Genomic DNA, 18611 nt, shown 5'->3' with positions numbered 1-18611 from the left:
AGCCGACCCCGGGCTCGCCGCGGGCGTCGCGGCGTTCGGCGGTTCCGGCCGGGGTGGATGCCGAGGGGACTTCTCCGTGGGCGTCGTCGACCCTGCCGTTCGGGGAAGACGGTGCGGCGGCCCCGGCGTGGGCCTCATCGCCCGCGCCGCCGTTCGGAATGGCGCGGCCTGCCGGGATCCAGCTGAAGCCCGTCATCGGCGCGGCGGACGACCCCTACGAGCGCGAAGCCGACCGCGTGGCGGACCACGTGGTGTCCGGTCCCGCGTCCGCCCCGCCGCGCATCACCCCCGTCACTCCGTTCGCGCTTCGCCCCGCGGCGCAGCGCGACACCGGCCGCGAGCGCCGCCGGTCCGCCCTTGCCGGGGCCGTGCAGCGCGCCACCGCAGGCGATCGCAGCGAGCGTGGCGCCGAGGAGCGTTCCCGGTCGTCCACCCCCGCCGCGCGGGTGCACCAGTCGGGTACGGACGATCGGCGCAAGGACGAAACCGTCGTCCAGCGCGCGACCGCGGGCGACCGCACCGCCCACGACGACCCGGACCACGCGTCCGTCGCCGCCGAGAAGCCGATCGCCAGCGAGCGGGGATGCGGATGCGGCACCTGCGCCTCGTGCTCCGTGCAGCGGCTGGCGAAACCCGGCGCGTCCGCTCTCATCCAGCGGGCGACGGCGGGGGACCGCACCGAGCACGACGACGCGGATCGCGCGCCCACGGTACAGCGCAAGGCGGACGACGAGGAACGCGGGTGCGGCTGCGGCAGCTGCGCGTCGTGCTCGGTGCAGCGGGCGACGCGCGACAGCGGCCGCGGGCGGCGCGATGGCGACGAGGACATGCGCGACGCCGCGGCGCACGCCATCACGTCCCGCGGCCCCGGTGCGCCGCTGATGCCCGGCGTCCGCGAACTGCTGGAGTCACGGATGGGCGTGGACTTGGGTCACGTGCGCGTGCACACCGGCACCTGCGCCGAGCGTGCCACGGCGGCGCTGGGCGCGCGTGCCTTCACGCACCGGGGCGACATCTGGCTGGGCCGCGGCGAGAGCGCGGCCGACACGCGGCTGGTGGCCCACGAGGCCGCCCACGTGGTGCAGCAGGGCGCGGCCGCGGCGCAGGCCCCGGCCCCGGCCGAAGCGCGCGTGCAGCGGTTCATTCCCGATTCCATCCTGGAGCGCCTGAACGACTACGCGGGCCACATTCCCGGGTGGACGCTGTTCACGGTGATCATCGGGCACAACCCCCTGACCCGCCGGAACGTGGACCGCACGGCCACCAACCTGCTCGGCGGCATCATGGGGCTGGTGCCCTTCGGCACCGCCATCTTCAACAAGCTCAACGAGCACGGCGTCGTCGACGACGCGTTCAACTGGGTGCGCGGCGAGCTGGGCCGGCTGGACCTGTCGCTGGGCCGCCTCGAGCGAACCATCGAGGCGGCCTGGGCCGAAGCCCACATCCTCACGTCGAGCTTCAGCGAGAACATGGCGGTGCTGCGCCGCCACTTCGGCGCGCTGTACGACGACGTGGTGAGCTTCGCGGGCTCGCTGGTGGACCACGTCCTTCAGCTGATCAAGGACGCGGTGGTCGGCGTGGCCGAGCGGCTGCTGGGAGAAAACCGCGCCTGGTTGCTGATCAAGAAGATCCTGGGCCGCGACCCGCTGCGCGACGTGGCGGTGCAGGCCACCAACGTGGAGATCCTGGAAGATTTCCTCCTGCTGATCGGGCAGGAGCAGCACCTCCGGCAGATGCGGGAGCGTGGCAAGGTAGAAGAGGCCGCGAACTGGATCGCCACGCAGATCGCCACCTTCATGGGGCTGCTGGGCGAGCTGCGCAGCCTGATCACCCGCGCGTGGGACGCCATCCAGCCGTCCAACCTGCACAACCTGATGGACAACGTGCGCGCGCTTGCGGCCGACGCGGGCGGGTTCCTTCAGCGCGTGTGGGACTTCGCGTCCACCGTGGCGGCGCGGGTGCTGGAGTTCATCAAGCAGGCGCTGCTGGGATGGCTGGCCAGCTTCGCCAACGACGTCCCCGGCTTCCACCTGCTGACGGTGATCCTGGGGCGCAACCCGTTCACGGGCGAGGCGGTGCCCCGCACGGCGGTGAACCTCATCCGCGGCTTCATCACCCTGCTTCCCGGCGGCGCCGCCATCTACGCGCGGCTGCAGGAGACGGGCACCATCGCCCGGGCGGCGGGGCGCATCGAGGGCGCGGTCGAGGCGCTGGGGATCACGTGGCAGTTCATCACCGGCATCTTCCGGGGGATCTGGGACACGCTGGGCATCGGCGCGCTGGCGGAGCCGGTGGCCACCTTCACCGGCATCGTCGACCGGTTCGCCGAACCGGTGTCGCGGCTGTTCCGCTTCGTGGGCGTGGTGCTGAGGGAAATCATCTCCGTCGTCCTGGAGATCATGAACTTCCCCAGCGACCTGATCGGCAGCATCGTCCGCAACGCGATGGCCGCCATCGAGGACATCAAGCGCGATCCCGTGGGCTTCCTGCTGAACATGCTGGCGGCGGTGAAGCGCGGGTTCAGCAGCTTCTTCGAGCACATCGTCACGCACCTGACGAGGGGGCTGGCCGACTGGCTGTTCCGGGGGCTGCGCCAGGCGGGCATCCAGCCACCCCGCGACTTCTCGCTGCGGTCGGTGCTGGGATTCGTGATGGAGGTGCTGGGCATCAGCGTCGAGCGCATCTGGCAGAAGCTGGGCGAGCGGCTGGGTGCGGAGCGGGTGGCCCGCGTGCGCGGCGCCATCGACCGCCTGACGGGCATCTGGACCTTCGTGCGCGACGTGCAGCAGCGCGGCGTGGCTGCGATCTGGGAGTACATCCAGACGCGGATCACCGGCTTGTGGGACATGGTGCTGCAAAAGGCCAAGGACTGGATCATGGAGCGGATCGTCAACCGCGCCATCCAGTGGCTGATGAGCCTGCTGGACATCACGGGGATCATGCCGGTGATCAACAGCTTCGCCGCGTTCTTCCGGGCGGTGCAGTCGGCCATCGACTACCTGCGCGACATCCTGGCCATCGTCAACGACTACGTGATGACGCTGGCGGCCGTGGCTCGCGGCGAGATCGCGCCGGGCGCGCAGAAGATCGAGCGCGGGCTGGCCAATGCCATCCCGGTGGCGATCGGCTTCCTGGCCAACCAGTTCGGGCTGTCGAACATCGGCGAGAAGATCCAGGAGATCGTCGGCGGCCTGCGCGAGATGGTGGATGGCGCGCTGAACTGGCTGATCGACCGGGCGGTGGCGGGGGTTCAGTCGCTGCTGCGGTCGCTGGGGTTGGGCGGGGCGCGGGCAAGCGATGCGGCCGCTGCCGACGTGAAGCGGCAGGCCGGACGGGCGGTGCAGCGGGAGATCGGGGACGGCAAGACGGTCGAAGAGCTCCGGCCGATCGTTGCCCGGGTGCGCGAGCAGTTCGGGCCCATGGGACTCAGGTCCCTGGAACTCCGCCCCGGTCCAGACGACGAGTACGCGCTGCATGCGGCTGCCAGCCCTGAAGAAAAAGTACTCGACCTCGCGGCTCCTGGGCTAAAAGCCAACGTGCACGTCACGAATCTTACCGCACGCATAACGGTCGCAGATCCGTTGCAAGGAGTCGCGGTCAAGGCATTCCACGATGTGCGAGACGCCGGTGGCCAGACGGTTGGCAGGGTTGCGCGGATCACCCCGCGAAATCTCCACCGGGGCGAACACCACGTGCTCGTGGCAGAGCCGCAGCCAGGAGCAGGAGAAGTAGTCCTCCGCACGTTCAGCGGTGGAACCAAAAAGGGGTACACGACCGATCCGGGCTCCCATGCCGAGGCAGCGTTCATGAAGTTCCTCACGCAACAGGACCCCGCGTGGGTCGCGAGAATCTCGCGAATCGAAGTCCGAGTAAGCCGAAGCCCCTGCACGCTCTGCAGTTCAGGAGGGCGGTGGGGTGGACCGTACATGGGCCCGATCCGCGCAATACTCACGGGGATCACCAACAAAAGCGACGCGATCCTCGGCTGGGAGACACCGTATATCTCCACCAGTATCGCCACCACAAAATCGGACATGGACAAGCTGGCGCAGGACTGGACGCTCACCGGCAACCCGCCCACGGGCGGTTGGCCACCCGGCCCGAACAAGCAAAAGCTCGCGGCCAAGCCATGAGCCACGATTGACGACTTGGAGCCATCGGGCGTTCACGGTGCCCGAGCACGCCGGCAGACACAACTACCTGCAATCCTGAGGTCACGATGCGGCTCAACTCCACTCTTTCGACTTTGTTCGGAGTCGCGCTGCTGGCGGCAATCGGATACACGCTCTGGTACCTGGCCCGCTGGGGCCTAGGCTTCTGGGACGAGACCGACACCCCGTTCCAGATAGGCGCGGCCGCCGCGGTCACGCTCTTCGTCTGCGCGGCGATGATCGCAAATGGGCTGCACGCCGTGGCCCGGCGGGACGAGGTGCGGCAGCAGCGCGAGGCCCGCGCCGCGGTTTACGAGCAGGTGCTCCGGCTCCGTGGCCCGCGCGGCGGTCCAGCCCTTCTCACGCACGACGAGCAAGGGGCGGAGCAGCTGATGCTCCTGCACGCCTCACCCGCGGTGCTGCGCGCCTACCTGCGCCTCCGCGGAGCACCGGAAGCGACCGGGGCCGACGCCGGGGAGGACGCGATGGTGGACCTCATCCAGGCCATGCGCCGGGACCTGGGGCAGCGGGGCACGGACGTGAAGGCGGGTGAATTGGCGGGACTGCTGGCTCCGGCCGTGCGGCCGCGGGTGCGGGTGGGCACGGGAGACGTGATGCACGGATGACGAACGGAGCGCTGTTCCGGTGAGCGAAACGGCGAAGGCCCGCCGCCCGGGCGACAAGCCCGAGGGCGCGTCCCACGCCCCGCACGCCCCTTCCGCCCCCGTGGCGGTGGCGGCCGAGCCGGCCGCGCCCGCGTGGGCCGCGGCCAGCGTGGCCGCGCCCTTCGCGCTGGGCCTCCCCGTGCAGCGCAAGCCCGTCATCGGCCGTGCGGACGATGCGTACGAGCGCGAGGCCGACGCCGTGGCCGACCGCGTGGCCGCCCGCAGCACCGTCGCTGCGCCGCTCAACATCTCGCGCGTCACCGCCGCCGCGCTCGCCCCGCCGGTGCAGCGCAAGTCACCCGGCGACCGCACCGACCACGACGACGAAAAGCGCCCGGACGGCGGCGGCCCCGGCATCGTCCAACGCCAGGCGGAGCCCGGGGACGACGAAAAGCGCGACGATGCGCCCGCCCCCGTGCAGACGAAGCCGATCGACGGGGTCGTCCAGCGTGCCGCAGACGAGAAGCGGGACGACGAACCGGCCCCGGTCCAGACAAAGCCGGCCGACGGGATCGTTCAGCGTGCTTCTGATGACGAGAAGCGCGACGATGAGCCGACTCCCGTGCAAACCAAGCCGGCGGACGGCGTCGTCCAGGGCAAGGAGGATGAAGAGAAGCCGGACGATGCGCCCGCTCCAGTCCAAACCAAGCGGGCGGACGGCGTCGTCCAGCGCGCCCCCGACGACGAGAAGCGGGACGACGACCCTGCTCCGGTACAGACGAAGCCCACCGATGGCGTCGTTCAGCGCGCTCTCGACGACGAGAAGCGCGACGATGAGTCAGTTCCCGTCCAAACCAAGCCGGCGGAGGGTGTCGTTCAGCGCGCTCCCGAGGATGAGAAGAAGGCGGAAGACGAACCCGCGCCCGTCCAGACCAAGCCCGTCGATGAGGCCGTCGTGCAGCGGGCGGATGATGAAAAGAAACGTGAGGACGAGCCCTCTCCCGTGCAGGCCAAGGGAGCGCCCGGCGGCGTCGCGGGGGGATCTCCCGCCATGCGCGACGCGGCCGGCTCCGCCATCGCCACGCGGGGCCCGGGCTCGCCGCTGCCGCCGCAGACGCGCGGTACCCTGGAATCCGGGATCGGTGTAGATCTGAGCGACGTGCGCGTGCACACCGGCCCCGCGGCCGAGCAGGCCACGCAGCAGCTCCGCGCACGGGCGTTCACCCACGGCAAGGACATCTGGCTGGGGCGCGGCGAAAGCCCGTCCGACACGCGGCTGATGGCGCACGAGGCCACCCACGTGGTGCAGCAGGACGGCGTGGTGCGCCGCGCCCCCGCCGCGCCCGCCGCCGAAGTCGCCGCGCAGGAGGCCGCGGAAGAAGAACGCCGCCGCCGCGAGCGCGAGCGTGATGAGCAGACCGCCCGCGGCCGCGAAGCCCGCGCCCAAAGCGCCGGCACTGGGGCCGCCGCCGGAGCCGCCGCGTCGGCGCCCGGTCTGGCGACGCCTCCCTCCCCCGCAGCGCCGGATGCGGCGCGTCCGGCCGACGGCGAACCCGGAGCCCGGCCCGAATCCGCGGTATCCGCCCCACCGGCTGTGGCGCCAACACCTGCAGCGCCTTGCGCACCGGGAACGACGGCCACGGGCACAGCGACGCCCGCGCCCGCTGCCCCGGGTACACCCACGGCCGGTCCGGAGGAGCGCGAGGAGGAAGCCGCGGGCGAGAAGCGCGGGCCGCGTGGGCGTGGTACCCGTCCCGTGCTGCCCCCCGCGCGCCGCTTCCCGGGCGCCGCCGAGGCGCGCACCCCCGCCGATCGTCTGACCGGAGCGCCCCCGGTGCCCGCGCCCGCCGCGACGCCTGCCCCCGCTGCCGCACCCGCCTCTGCCGGCGCGCCGGAACCCGCGGGCGTCCCGCAGCCGGGCGCCCCCGCGTCGGCCGCCGAACGCGCCCGCACGCTGCGCGTGCCGTTCGTCCTGGGCGGCGCACGCCCCGCGGCCCCGGCTCCCGGCGGCCCGGCCGCACCGGGCCAGACCGCACAGGCATCCGTCCCGCAATCATCCGCTGCCCCTGGCACCACCCCCGCGGCCCCGGGAGCCCCGGGTGTGGCCGGAGGCACAGCCGCCGGAGTGACCGCCGCTGCAGGCCCCGCTGCTGCCGGAGCAGCTCCCGCGATTCCAGGAGCAGCCCCGGCGGCCCCGGGCGCAGCGGCCGCCACGCCCGGTGCCGCGCCCGCGGGAGCACCGCCCGCCGGCGTGCAGGCCCCCGCGCCCCCCGAAGGCGCCGCGTCGCAGGCCGGCGCCGCTCCGGGCCAGCCGGGCGGCGCCGCGCCCGCGGCTGAAGGAGCCACGGCCGGCATCCCCGGCGCGACGGGGGCCGCTGGCCCGGGGGCCGACGCAGCGGGCGGCGCGGGTGGCCTTGCGGCGCTCGCGGGCGGTGACGCGGGCGGGTCGGCCGCCGCGCCCATGGCCGGCGCCGCGCCCGACGCGGGCGGCGGCGGGGGCGGCGCGGCCCCGTCCGCCGAAGCGGGGGGCGACGCGCAGGGCGGCAAGGACGAAGCGGCCGCGGCCGCCGAGACCGACGCCAAGATGGCTGCCGCCCAGCCCGAGGCCGACCGCCAGGCCGAGGCCGCCGCCGAAGAAGAGGGCGAGCAGGCCGGCGTCGCCGAACCGTCTATGGGCAGCGCCGAAGCGGCCGCGGTCGGAGGCGGCGGGGGAGGCGGAGCGGCCGTAGAGGAAGCCGAAGAAGCAGAGGCCCCGGCCGAAGAGCCCGCCGACGCAGGCGAGGCCGAACCCGCGTCTGTCGACGGGGCGGGCGCAGCCACAGCCGCGCCCGAAGCCGCGGCACCGGCGCCAGTCGCCGAGCCGGCCGGCGACGCCGCTGGCGGTGCGGAAGCCGACGCCGGGGGAGAAGCCGACGCGGGCGGCGCCGAGCCGTCCCCCGCCGCGGATTCCATGACGGCGGAGCTTTCGCCCGCCGAGCGCGACGCCGGGCTCTCGTCCTTGGGCGAGGGAGGCGGCGGGGGCGAGCCGGGTGGTGGCGGCGGAGGCGGCGGCGGAGCGGTGCCCGATGCGCCGGAGCCGCCCACGCCCGCCATCCCGGCCGACAACCCCGAAGCTGCCATGGCCGCGGTGTCGGCGCTGCCGCCCACCAAGCTGGCGGCCGCGCTGACCCAGGTGTCGTCGTCCGCGGCGGCCAACGTGGGCAAGCAGCGGCAGGACTTGGCCGCCGCCCCGCCCGAACTGCCCCGTCCCACGGGTGCGCCGCAGACCAAGGCCACCGCCGGGCCGTCCGCCGCCCCGGCCACGGCCGAGGCGCCGAAGAAGGTGGAAAAGGCGCCCGAGGGCGCCGCCGTGCCCACCCCGGCCCCGGCGCCGCTTCCCGCGCCGCCCCCGCCGCCCACGCAGGCCGTCCGCGCGCCGGAAGAGCCCGCCGACATCCGCGCCGGCCTCAGCCGCCTGCCCACCACCGACGCCGGGCTGGACGCCGATCCGGGGCCGCCGCCCACCGTGCAGCTGGTGGGCAACGCCGACCCGGCCCGCGTGGCCGAGCAGAAGGGCGAGCTGCAGGCCGGCGTGGCCAGGGCCGAGGCGCAGGGCAGGCAGGACCTGGCCCAGCCCATGGGCGAAGACGAGATCTACCCCGTTGTCCCCGCTGAAACCCTGCGCGCCACCATCCCCGCGGCCGGGGGCACCGGCGGCGCGGCGGGTGGAGGCGCGGGCGGGCCGGCCGGCGCCGCGGGCGTCGGTGGGGGGGGCGGCGACGACGACGCGGCCGTGTCCATCATCGCCCAGGAAAAGAAGGGTGGCGAAATTCAGGCAGCCGCCGCGGCCGCGCAGGGCGAAATGGCCACCCGGCGGCAGGAGCACGCCACCAAGGCCACGGAAGAGCGCGCCGCCACCGACAAGGAGGTGGCGAAGCTAGAGGCCGAGAACGCGGGGCAGCAGAGCGCCGAGCGCGAGCAGGCCCGCACCGCGGTGAGCGCCGAGCGCGAGAAGTGGAGCACCGAGCAGCAGCAGCTATCCGACGGCGCGCGCACCGAGGCCGACACCGCGACCGCCGCGGCCCAGGGCGAGGTGACCACCCAGCGCGACGCCGCCGACGCCGAGGCGCGCACGCACGTACAGGCGGGCGCCACCGAAGCCGCCACCGCCCGGCGCGACGGCGAGCGCCAGGCCGCCGCCGAACGCGGCAAGGGCGAGCAGGAGGCCGACTCCGGCGGCGTGTTCGGCTGGCTGAAGGACCGCGCCAAGGCCTTCTTCGACGGCATCAAGAAGGCCGTGCAGGCCGCGTTCGAAAAAGCGCGCGCGCTGGTGAAGGCGGCCATCGAAAAGGCCAAGCAGCTGGCCGTGGCCGCCATCGAGAAGGCGCGCCAGGCCATCGTCGCGGCCATCCGCAAGGTGGGCGACGTGCTGATCGCCATCGGCGACCGGCTGCTGGCGGGCTTCCCCGCGCTGCGCGACCGCTTCCGCAAGGCCATCAAGGACCGCGTGGCCGCCGCCGAAGCCAAGGTCAACGAACTGGCCGAGGGGCTCAAGAAGGGCGTCACCGCCGCGCTCGACGCGCTGGGCGCCGCCCTCGACAAGGCGCTGGGGCTGCTGGAGAAGGGGCTGCTGGCCGCCATCGACGCGGTGGGCAAGGTGGTGGCCTCGGCCATCGACTTCGCCAAGAACGCCGTGGCCGCGTTCGCCGCCTTCGCCGCGCTCATCAAGGACATCGCCGCCGGACCCGGACAGTGGCTCAGCAACCTGGGCGCGGCGGTGGTCGACGGCATCCGGAACCACCTGTGGAAGGCGTTCAAGTCCGCCATCAAGGAGTGGTTCAACTCCAAGCTCGAGTCGCTCCTGGGGATCGGCACCGCCATCTGGGACGTGCTCAAGAAGGGCGGCATCAGCATGGCCGAGGTGGGCAAGATGGCCTTCGAGGCCCTCAAGGCCGCCATCCCCATGATGCTGGTGGAGCTGCTGATCGAAAAGCTCGTGGCCATGATCGTTCCCGCGGCTGGTGCGGTGATGGCCATCATCGAGGGGCTTCAGGCCGCGTGGGGCGCGGTGCAGCGCATTCTGGCCGCCATCGGCGCCTTCATCGCGTTCCTCAAGGCGGTCAAGGGAGGCAACGCGGGACCGCAGTTCGCCACCGCGCTGGCGGCTGCCGCCATCGCCGTCATCGAGTTCGTGGCGCAGTGGCTGCTCCGCAAGCTGATGAAACCCGCCAAGGCCGTGGGCGGCAAGGTGAAGGGCATCGCCCAGCGCATCATGGCGCGCATCAAGAAGGCGCTCAAGAAGGTGGCTGCCAGGCTCAAGAAGCTGGGCAAGAAGATCTCGAAGAAGTTCAGGAAGCTGAAGAATTGGGCCAGCAGGAAGCTGGGCCGCAAAGGCCGCAGGAAGCGGTCGGGAGCCGACGGCCACAAGCGTAAGAAGGCGGCGGTGGAGCGCCGTTGGAAGGCCGGGATGGAGGCGGTACGCCGCCTGATGGCGCGCCACAGGGGTAAGTCGACCCCGCTCCTGCTCTTCCGCGCGGCGCTGTTCCTGATCAAGGTGCGGTTCCGGTTCCAGAAGCTCGCGCTCGAGAACCGGGGCGGTGTGCCCGTGATCTCCGCCGTGATGAACCCAGCCACGGACGGCACGGTCGACGATACCCCGTTCGTGGACCTGGCGACGCTCCCCGATCCGCCCGGCAGCAAGGAGCCGGTGCAGAAGAAGGAGGAGAAATCCGCCCGCCTTAACCTGCACTTCTGGGCAACCGACGCCGACGGCAAGCGGTGGCGCTGGAAGCCCAAGAAGGGCGGTGGCATCAACGTGGGTAAATGGCACCCGGAACTCGGCCAAGCGCAGCACCAGGCTGCCGAGCGGTGGCTCCGGGAGTTCCTGGCCATGAGCCACCCGGACTGGATCGCGCTCGTCAGAGACGAAAAGCTCCCGTCCCACCCAGGCTTCGATGCCGCGGGGCTGACCGGCGGGCGGCTGAAGATTTCCGATTCCAAGCATTCGCAGTCCCAGGGCAAGGAGTACATCAAGTACTACTCGCCTTCGGAGCAGCGGAAGAAGCGACGGGAAAGCAAGTTTTCGGAAACGACGACCAGCCTGCGGGACAACCTGGACAGGATCCGCGCCAGGGCGACCGAGCTTGGCCCGGACGTGGTCGAGGCCCTCCATGCCGCCCTGGTCTCGGGCCGGGTCGACATCATCTTTAGCGTCTCCGGGAACGCCGTGATCAGCGGCCGGACGCTACGTCGGGTGCGCGAGCACGTCTGGCGGGAGTTCCGCTCCGTCCTCGGTGCGCCTCCGTACAACCTCGCGGGTGCCGAGCTCAAGAAAGTGGTCGCGAGAATCGACGTTCGGGTGCAGCCGCTTCCCCCGCGACCGTAGGCCTCCAGGAGACAAGCGCACATGTGGATCAACCTTGCCGTCAGCCGTAATCACCTGGCCACGCTGGCCGCGGATACTCTCGATGCCTGGGCCGCACGCCCGGCGTCGGGGTCCGCTGGGTTCAGGCCGGCCCTGTGGACACACATGGTGGGTGATCCGGCGCTGATCGGGCGTGCGGACGCGCTGGTCGACGAAGCGCTCGGCAGGTGGCGCCCCGCCTCAGCGAAGCACCTGGGCTTTCCGCACGTGCTCCCGGAAGTGCTGGGACTGTCCATCCTGTCGCACGCCCGCGGCACCGACCGCACGGAGGTCTGGGAGTCCATCGCCGATGCGAAGCCGTTCGCGTCTCCCGTAACACGTGCGCTCCAGCAGCTAGCGGCGGCGCTCCTGGAGCGACCGTCCCCCGCGCGAACGAAGCGGACGGTACCGCCGCGCGGCCACGTTCCCTCCGAACGGGAGTGGCTGGCGCTGCTGAAGACGGGCATGCACGTGGACCTTCTCGACCTGGCGCTCAGCCCCGACCATTGGCTCTGGCCTTACACCCTGGACTCGTTCGTCCTGCCCCTGGCGTGGCTGGCCGGCGGCGAGGGCGGGGGCGCGCCGCTCCGCGTGCTGTCCCACGGACCGTACCCGGAGCGAAGGGGAACGACCCTCTTCGAGCGCCCTTTCCAGCCCTCCCCCGGCCCCTCCCGATACGATCGCCAGACCGCCCCCGAGTGGCCGGGAATCGACGTGGTGGAGATCCACGGAGAGGAGCTGCGGGGCTACTTCCATCCTTTCCAGCCGGCTGGTGGAGACGAGTGGCTGCGCGCGCGCCTGGGCCGGATGGACCAGTGCTGGGAACTGACGCTCCGCGAGATGGACGGGGCCAGCCGCGTCCGCGCCGAACGAGCCGGCGGCGGACGGGATGCGGCCGTGTTCGTGGTCTACGACGCCCGCGAGTGCGGCGACGCCCCGGAACGGATCGACCGCGTCAGCCGCGAGACGGGTGTCCCGGTGCAAGCGGTGGACGTTCGTTCCGCCTGACACGCAGCCAAATCGTCCGCGCCCGAATGTCTGGGGGCCGAGACGACGCTTCCCCTTACGCGCAACCCACCCGCAAGAGAACCCATGACACCCACCGCCACGCTCGACACGCCCGCTTCCGCGCTCAACGACTTCCTGGCGCCCGCCGCGCCCGAGCCCCCTCCGTCCGTGCTGCACCTGGACACGCTCCCCCCCGCCTCGGCCGCGGTGGGCTACGGCGAGCTGGGGACGGGCGGAAGCCTGGGATACGAGGGGAAGACCGTCACGGTGCAGCGCACACCCTACTCGCACGCGCTCTCCACCCATCCCCCGGCCCGCGTGCGGTGGGAGCTCGACGGCGAGTGGAAGACGTTCCGCTGCCAGGTGGCGCTGAACGGCGACGTGCCCACCGGGCGCTCGCACGCCGACTTCCAGGTGTACGCCGACGGCCGGCGCGTGGCCGAGGAGTACCGCGTGTCGGCCGGGGCGCCGCCGCGGGCGCTGCAGGCCGACATCACCGGCGCGCGCACGCTGGAGCTGGTGGCCACCACCACGCGCTGGGCCTCGTCCCACGCCGTCTGGCTGAACCCCGAGCTGGACCGCGCCGCGCCGGCCGCGGACGTGCCCCTGCTCGACTGCCTGCAGCGGGTGCACATCCATCCCCCCGCCGCGCCCATCGTGGCCCGGCGCTGCATCGCCACCGTGGTGTCGCCCGGGTTCGAGGCGCTGCTCGACGACCTGCTGGGCTCGGTGGTCGCCAACGCCGGGTGCCCCGACGCGCGGCTGGTGGTGTTCGCGGTGGATCCCAACGCCGCGTGCCGCCGCATCGCCGCCAAGTACGGCGCAGACGTGGTAGAGTGCACCCGCAAGGCGCACGTGAACGCCACCGTGAAGAGCGTGATGTACTCCGCCCCGCGGGTGGTCGACGCCGAGCAGTTCATTTGCCTGGACGCCGACATGCTGGTGCTCGACGACCTCGATCCCGTGTTCGCGGCCATCGATGCCTGCGCGCCGGGCGCCATCCTGGCCACCCGCGAGGCCAACGGCTTTCACTACGACGACGTCGAGCACGCCGTGATGTCGGTCTACGGCGGCCGGCCCGGCGACCTGGCGCGCATCATGGGGCGCGACGGCGGCGAGGGGCGCGACCGGCTGGTGGTGAACGACGGCATCTTCGCCGGCAGCCGCGGGGCGCTGCAGGCACTGGATTCCCTGCTCCGCGAGTGGCGGGGCGCGCCACGCTGGGTAGACGAGCGAAAAGACATCTGGTGGCGCAACCAGGCCGTCTTCAACCTGGCCATCGCCCACCTGCGCTGCGGCGTGGAGCTCGACGCCGTGTACAACGTGCAGATGAACAACCAGGACGTGGAGATGGCGTGGGAAGACGGCCGCGCCGCAGCCCGGTGGCAGGGCCGGCGCGCGCGCGTGCTTCACTTCAACGGGCTGGGCCGCCACAAGTGCCCCGAGTGGCGCGGGCTCTTCGCCAAGGCGGGCGATCCCGTGACGGGCGCCGGCGGGGGCGATGGATACGCGGCGTTCGTCGCGGCGCTGCGGGGATGGGTGGGGCGCCATGGCCAGCGCGCGCTGGCCTGGTCGTTCTACGGCACCGCGGATGGATTGAACGGCAAGGTGCGCGATCCGGGAACTTTTCCGCTCTTCGGCCTGCTCCACTACCTGGTGAAGTCCAACGGCTGCGCCCGCGTGCTGGAGACGGGCACCGCGCGCGGCGTTTCCGCGGCGTGCCTGGCCTCGGCCGTGGCGCACCGGCGCGGGGCGGCGGTGGTGACGGTGGACAGGGAAGCGTTCGCGCAGCGCGACGACCTCTGGGCCGCGCTTCCCCCCGCGGCGCGCGGCTGCATCCAGCCTCGCACGGGAGATTCGCTGGAGGTGCTGGATGCCGCCATCGAGCGGGGGGAGCGATACGACGCGGCGCTGCTGGATTCGCTTCACGAGGAAGAGTACGTCCATGCCGAGTTCCAGCGGGCGGTACAGCTCGTCTGCCCCGGCGGGCTGATCCTGTTCCACGACGCCTTCCTGCCAGGAGCGACGGTCGGTCGCGCGCTGCTGCGCATCGAGGCCGACGGATACAACGTCACCCGGCTGTGGGGCGCCGAGTGCGGCTTCGCCGAAGACGACGGGCAGGGCTTCGCCATCGTCGAGAACCGGCGCCGCGCGGGCGCCGGCGCGCCGCAGTGACCGTGCGCGCGGCCGTCGGCATCGCCGTCCATGCCGAGCCGGCGCGGTTTCGCGCCACGCTCCAGGCCGTGCGCGCCACCGTTCCCGCGTCCACCGAGATCGTCGTCGTTCCCGACCACCCCGACGGCGACACGGAGGCGGCGCTGCGCGGAGCCGGCGTGCGCGTTCTTCCCGCGCCCGGATCGCCCGGCGGGGCGGCGTGCTTCAACCGCCTGCTCGGCGGCACGGACGCGGACGTCTGCGTGCTGCTGGAAAGCGGCTGCATCCCGGCGGACGGGTGGCTGGAGCGGCTGCTGGACGGCCTCGCCGCCGACCCGCGCAACGGGCTGGCGGGGCCGTCCACCAACCGCTCGTGGAACGCGCAGGGCGCCGAGCCCGCGTGCGGCCCGTCTCCGCAGGCCATCGCCTCGGCGGGGCGGCGGCTGGCGCAGCGGCACGGGGGCGACACGCGCACCCTGGAGCCGCTGTACTCGCTCGCCGACTTCTGCTACGCCATGCGGCGCGAGGTGTGGAACGCGCTCGGCGCGGCGGACGAGGGGTTCGGCGCGGGGCCGTGCTGGGAGATGGAATACAACGCGCGCGCCGCCCGGGCCGGATGGCGCGGGGTGTGGGTGCCCGCCGCGTTCGTCTGGCGCGCCCCGTTCACCGCCCGCCGCGCCCGCGACGACCGGCGTCTGTTCGACACCAGCCGGCGCCGTTACCAGGACCGCCTCTGCGGACTCCGCCTGCGGGGAGATGCCACGCGCTACGAGACGCACTGCCGCGGCGACGCCTGCGAGCACTTCGCCCCGGCGGCGCTCGTGCAGATCCGCATCGATCCGCCTCCGGTGCCCGTCGTGGCGGCGGATGAACGGCTCGCCCCGCCGCCTCCCTCGCCGGCCCCGGCGATCGTCCGCTCCCCTGCCCCGCCCACTTCGTCATCGGGGGAAGGGGGCGCGCCGATGGTCAGCTGCATCATGCCGACCGCGGGAAGGCCGGAGTTTGCGCTGCAGGCCATCGCCTACTTCCTGGCGCAGGACTATCCGCACCGCGAGCTGATCATCCTGGACGACGCGGGGAGCGGCCTGGAGGAGCGCATTCCGGACGATCCCCGCATCCGCTACGAGGCGCTGCCGGCGGGGCGCAGCATCGGGGCCAAGCGCAACTGGGGCGTGCAGATGGCCCGCGGCGAGATCGTCGCCCAGTGGGACGACGACGACTGGTACGCGCCCGGGCGACTGAGCGCGCAGGCCGCGCCCATCCTGGCGGGCGATGCCGACGTGACGGCGCTGCGGGCGGAGGTGTTCTTCGACCTGGAACGGTGGGAGTTCTGGAGCTGCAGCGACCTGCTTCACCGGCGCCTGTTCGTCCACGACGTGCACGGCGGCACGCTGGCGTATCGGCGCAGTGTGTGGGGCACCAAAGCTACCTATCCCGCAGCCTCGCTGGCCGAGGACGCGGCGTTCCTTCACCGCGCCGTGCGTGGCGGCGCGCGGCTGAAGCGCATCGACACGCCCGGGCTGTTCGTGTACCTGCGCCACGGCGCCAACGCGTGGAAGTTCGCCTGCGGCAAGCACGTGGACGCCGCCGGCTGGCGCCGGACCGGCGAGCCGCCGCACCTGGCCGATGCGCGCGCCTTCTACCTCGCCCGCTCGCCCAGCGTCGCACCACCTCCGAGGGTCCGCGTCTCGCCCGTCCATCCACCGGAGCACGACGTTCGGGAAGACGGCGAACTCGTCTCCTGCCTGATGGTCACGGCGGACCGACGGCGCTTCGTGCCGCACGCCATAGACCACTTCCTGCGGCAGACCTGGCCGGCGCGAGAGCTGGTGATCGTGGACGACGGGGCGGATCCGGTGGAAGACCTGGTGCCCGCGGACCCGCGCATCCGCTACCTGCGCACGGCGCGCTCGCCCACGCTGGGGGCCAAGCGCAACCTGGCGTGCTCCCTGGCGCGCGGAAGCCTGCTTGCGCACTGGGACGATGACGACTGGATGGCCGACACGCGACTCGAGGCGCAGGTGTCGGCGCTGCGGGAGGCGGACGCCGAGGTGTGCGGGCTGTCGACGGTGCGCTACTTCGAGCCGCTGGAGGGGCGTGCGTGGGAGTTTCGCTGGGCTGATCGCTCGCGCCGGTGGGTGGGCGGCAACACGCTCCTGTACCGCCGCGCCACGTGGGAGCGGCGCCCGTTTCCCGAGGTGAACGAGGGCGAAGACACGCGGTGGGTGTGGGCGCTGCCCTCGGTCGCTTCCGTCGCGGACCCGTCCATCTTCGCCGCGCTGGTGCACGCCGGCAACACCAGCCGCAAGCAGACCCGCGGCGCCAACTGGCACCCCATTCCGCTGGACGTGATCAGGACGGCGATGGGCGCCGACTGGTCGCGCTACGCCCCCTCGAACGAACGCGCGCGGCTCGTCCCCGCCTGACGCCGTGGAGAAGGCATCGGGCGGACGCGCGGAGAAACGGGAGAGCCGCGGAGGAAATCCCCTCCGCGGCTCTCCGTCATCCGCCCCGCCTCGGCGCGAAACCCGTCCTGCGGACGGGCGTCAGGCCTCCACCAGCTCGCGCCGGCCCGCCTTGCCGCCCTTCTTGTCCTCGCGCTTGGCCTTGAGCACGACCGTGTCGGCGTCCAGGTGGTCGTCGCCGCAGGCGTGCACGTATTCCTGGTAGGTGCCCAGATAGTCGCGGATGCCGTTGGGGCTGATCTCCACCACCCGCGTGGCCAGCTGGCTGACGAACCAGCGGTCGTGCGACACCAGGATCAGCGTGCCCTCGTACCCCTGCAGCGCCGCCACCAGTGCCTCGATGGACTCCAGGTCCAGGTGGTTCGTCGGCTCGTCGAGCACCAGCACGTTGGGCTGCTCCAGCGCCAGCCGGCTGAACACCAGGCGCGCCGCCTCGCCGCCGGACAGCGCGGAGAGACGCTTCTCGCCGTCGTCGCCGGAGAACAGCATCATCCCCAGGTGGCCGCGCACGAAGCCGCGGTCCTTGCCGGGGCAGTAGTTCCACAGCCACTGCTCGGCCGTCTGCTCGTCGCCGTCCAGCTGCTCGTGGTGGTCCTGCGCAAAGTAGCCGCGGTGCGCCTCGTACCCCCACTCCACCTGGCCCTCGTCGGGGGGCAGGTCGCCCATCACGATCTTGAGCAGCGTCGACTTGCCGATGCCGTTGGGACCCATGATCACCAGGCGGTCGCCCTTGTTCACCAGCAGGTTCACGCCGGGGAGCACCTCCTTGTCGCCGAACGCCTTCTTGATCCCCGAAATCTTCAGCACCTGCCTGCCGCTCTCGCGCCGCGGGACGAAGCGGAACTTGGGGTAGCGCCGCGAGCTGCCGGGAAGCTCCTCGAGCTCGTCGACCTTGCGCTCGATCATCTTGAGCTTGCTCTGGGCCTGGCGGGCCTTGCTGGCCTTGGCCTTGAACTTGTCGACGAACTTCTGGTGGTGCGCGATCTCCTTCTGCCGCCCCTCGATCTCCTTTTCCTTCCGCTCGCGGTCTTCCACCTTCTGCACCAGGAAGTCGCTGTAGTTGCCCCGGTACATCGTCACCGTCTGGTAATCGACGTCCAGGATGTAGGTGGAGATGTTGTCCAGGAAGCGATGGTCGTGGCTGATCACCGCTACGGGACCCTCGAAGTCCTGGAGGAACTTCTCCAGCCAGCGGATGGACAGGATGTCCAGGTGGTTGGTGGGCTCGTCGAGCAGCAGCACGTCGGGCGAGCCGGCCAGCACCTGCGCCAGCAGCACCCGCAGCTTGAAGCCGCCGGAGAGCGTCGACAGCGGCTGCCGGTGCACCTCCGCCGGCAGGCCCAGCCCCTCCAGGATGGTGGCGGCGCGCGCCTCGGCGGTGTAGCCGTCCAGCCGCTGCACCGTTTCTTCCAGCTCGCTGAAGCGGTCGGCGTCGAAGTGGATGTGCGCCTGGGCCAGCAGCGCTTCCTTGGCCACCATGGCGTCCCACAGCTCCGGGTGGCCCATCAGCGCCACCGCCAGCACCTCCTGGTCCTCGTACAGGAACTGGTCCTGGCGAAGCACCCCCAGCCGGGCCTGCTTGGGGATGGAGACGGTGCCCTTGCTGGGCTCGCCGTCGCCGCTGAGAATGTTGAGCAGCGTGGTCTTGCCGCACCCGTTGGCGCCCACGATGCCGTAGCGCTCGCCCGGGTTCAGCTGAAAGGCTGCATCGGCGAACAGCACGCGGTCGCCGAAGGACTTTTCGAGATTGGATACGGAGATCATCCCCCAATATAACCAGGAACGGCCCCGTTCTGAACCCTTCGCGGAAGGAAAAGGACGCGCCGCGGGCAGCGAGTGCCCGCGG

The 18611-nt window shown here is 72.2% G+C and carries 7 protein-coding genes; 6 read left to right on the top strand and 1 reads right to left on the bottom strand.

Going from position 1 to position 18611, the window contains the following annotated elements; all coding sequences use genetic code 11:
* Positions 1-158 precede the first annotated feature (158 nt).
* The 6 genes from VGB24_RS04455 (at position 159) to VGB24_RS04430 (ending at position 16726) form a co-directional block, all read left to right on the top strand.
* The gene (locus VGB24_RS04455; RefSeq protein WP_331071757.1) at positions 159-4133 is read left to right on the top strand and encodes an eCIS core domain-containing protein; all 3975 of its coding nucleotides are present in this window, start codon (positions 159-161) and stop codon (positions 4131-4133) included.
* Positions 4134-4219: 86 nt separating this feature from the next.
* Entirely contained in the window at positions 4220-4777 is a 558-nt protein-coding gene (locus tag VGB24_RS04450) for a hypothetical protein (RefSeq protein ID WP_331071756.1), read from the top strand.
* A gap of 19 nt (positions 4778-4796) precedes the next feature.
* Complete coding sequence (locus VGB24_RS04445) at positions 4797-11120, top strand: eCIS core domain-containing protein (RefSeq protein ID WP_331071755.1); 6324 nt, start codon at positions 4797-4799, stop codon at positions 11118-11120.
* A gap of 21 nt (positions 11121-11141) precedes the next feature.
* Entirely contained in the window at positions 11142-12146 is a 1005-nt protein-coding gene (locus tag VGB24_RS04440) for a hypothetical protein (protein WP_331071754.1), read from the top strand.
* 84 nt (positions 12147-12230) lie between these two features.
* A complete protein-coding gene (locus VGB24_RS04435) occupies positions 12231-14321 on the top strand; it encodes an NPCBM/NEW2 domain-containing protein (protein ID WP_331071753.1) in 2091 nt (696 codons plus the stop codon).
* Positions 14318-16726: a glycosyltransferase gene (locus tag VGB24_RS04430; protein ID WP_331071752.1), complete on the top strand. Its 2409-nt coding sequence runs from the start codon at positions 14318-14320 to the stop codon at positions 16724-16726. Before VGB24_RS04435 ends, VGB24_RS04430 begins: the two co-directional genes overlap by 4 nt.
* A gap of 120 nt (positions 16727-16846) precedes the next feature.
* On the opposite strand, the gene abc-f is transcribed toward VGB24_RS04430, so the two are convergent.
* A complete protein-coding gene (abc-f, locus tag VGB24_RS04425) occupies positions 16847-18529 on the bottom strand; it encodes a ribosomal protection-like ABC-F family protein (RefSeq protein WP_331071751.1) in 1683 nt (560 codons plus the stop codon).
* Between the last annotated feature and the right edge of the window lie 82 nt (positions 18530-18611).

The organism is Longimicrobium sp., from assembly GCF_036399935.1.
Taxonomy (GTDB): Bacteria; Gemmatimonadota; Gemmatimonadetes; order Longimicrobiales; family Longimicrobiaceae; genus Longimicrobium.
Note: the sequence above shows the minus strand (reverse complement) of the source record. Positions and strands in the feature narration are given on the sequence as shown.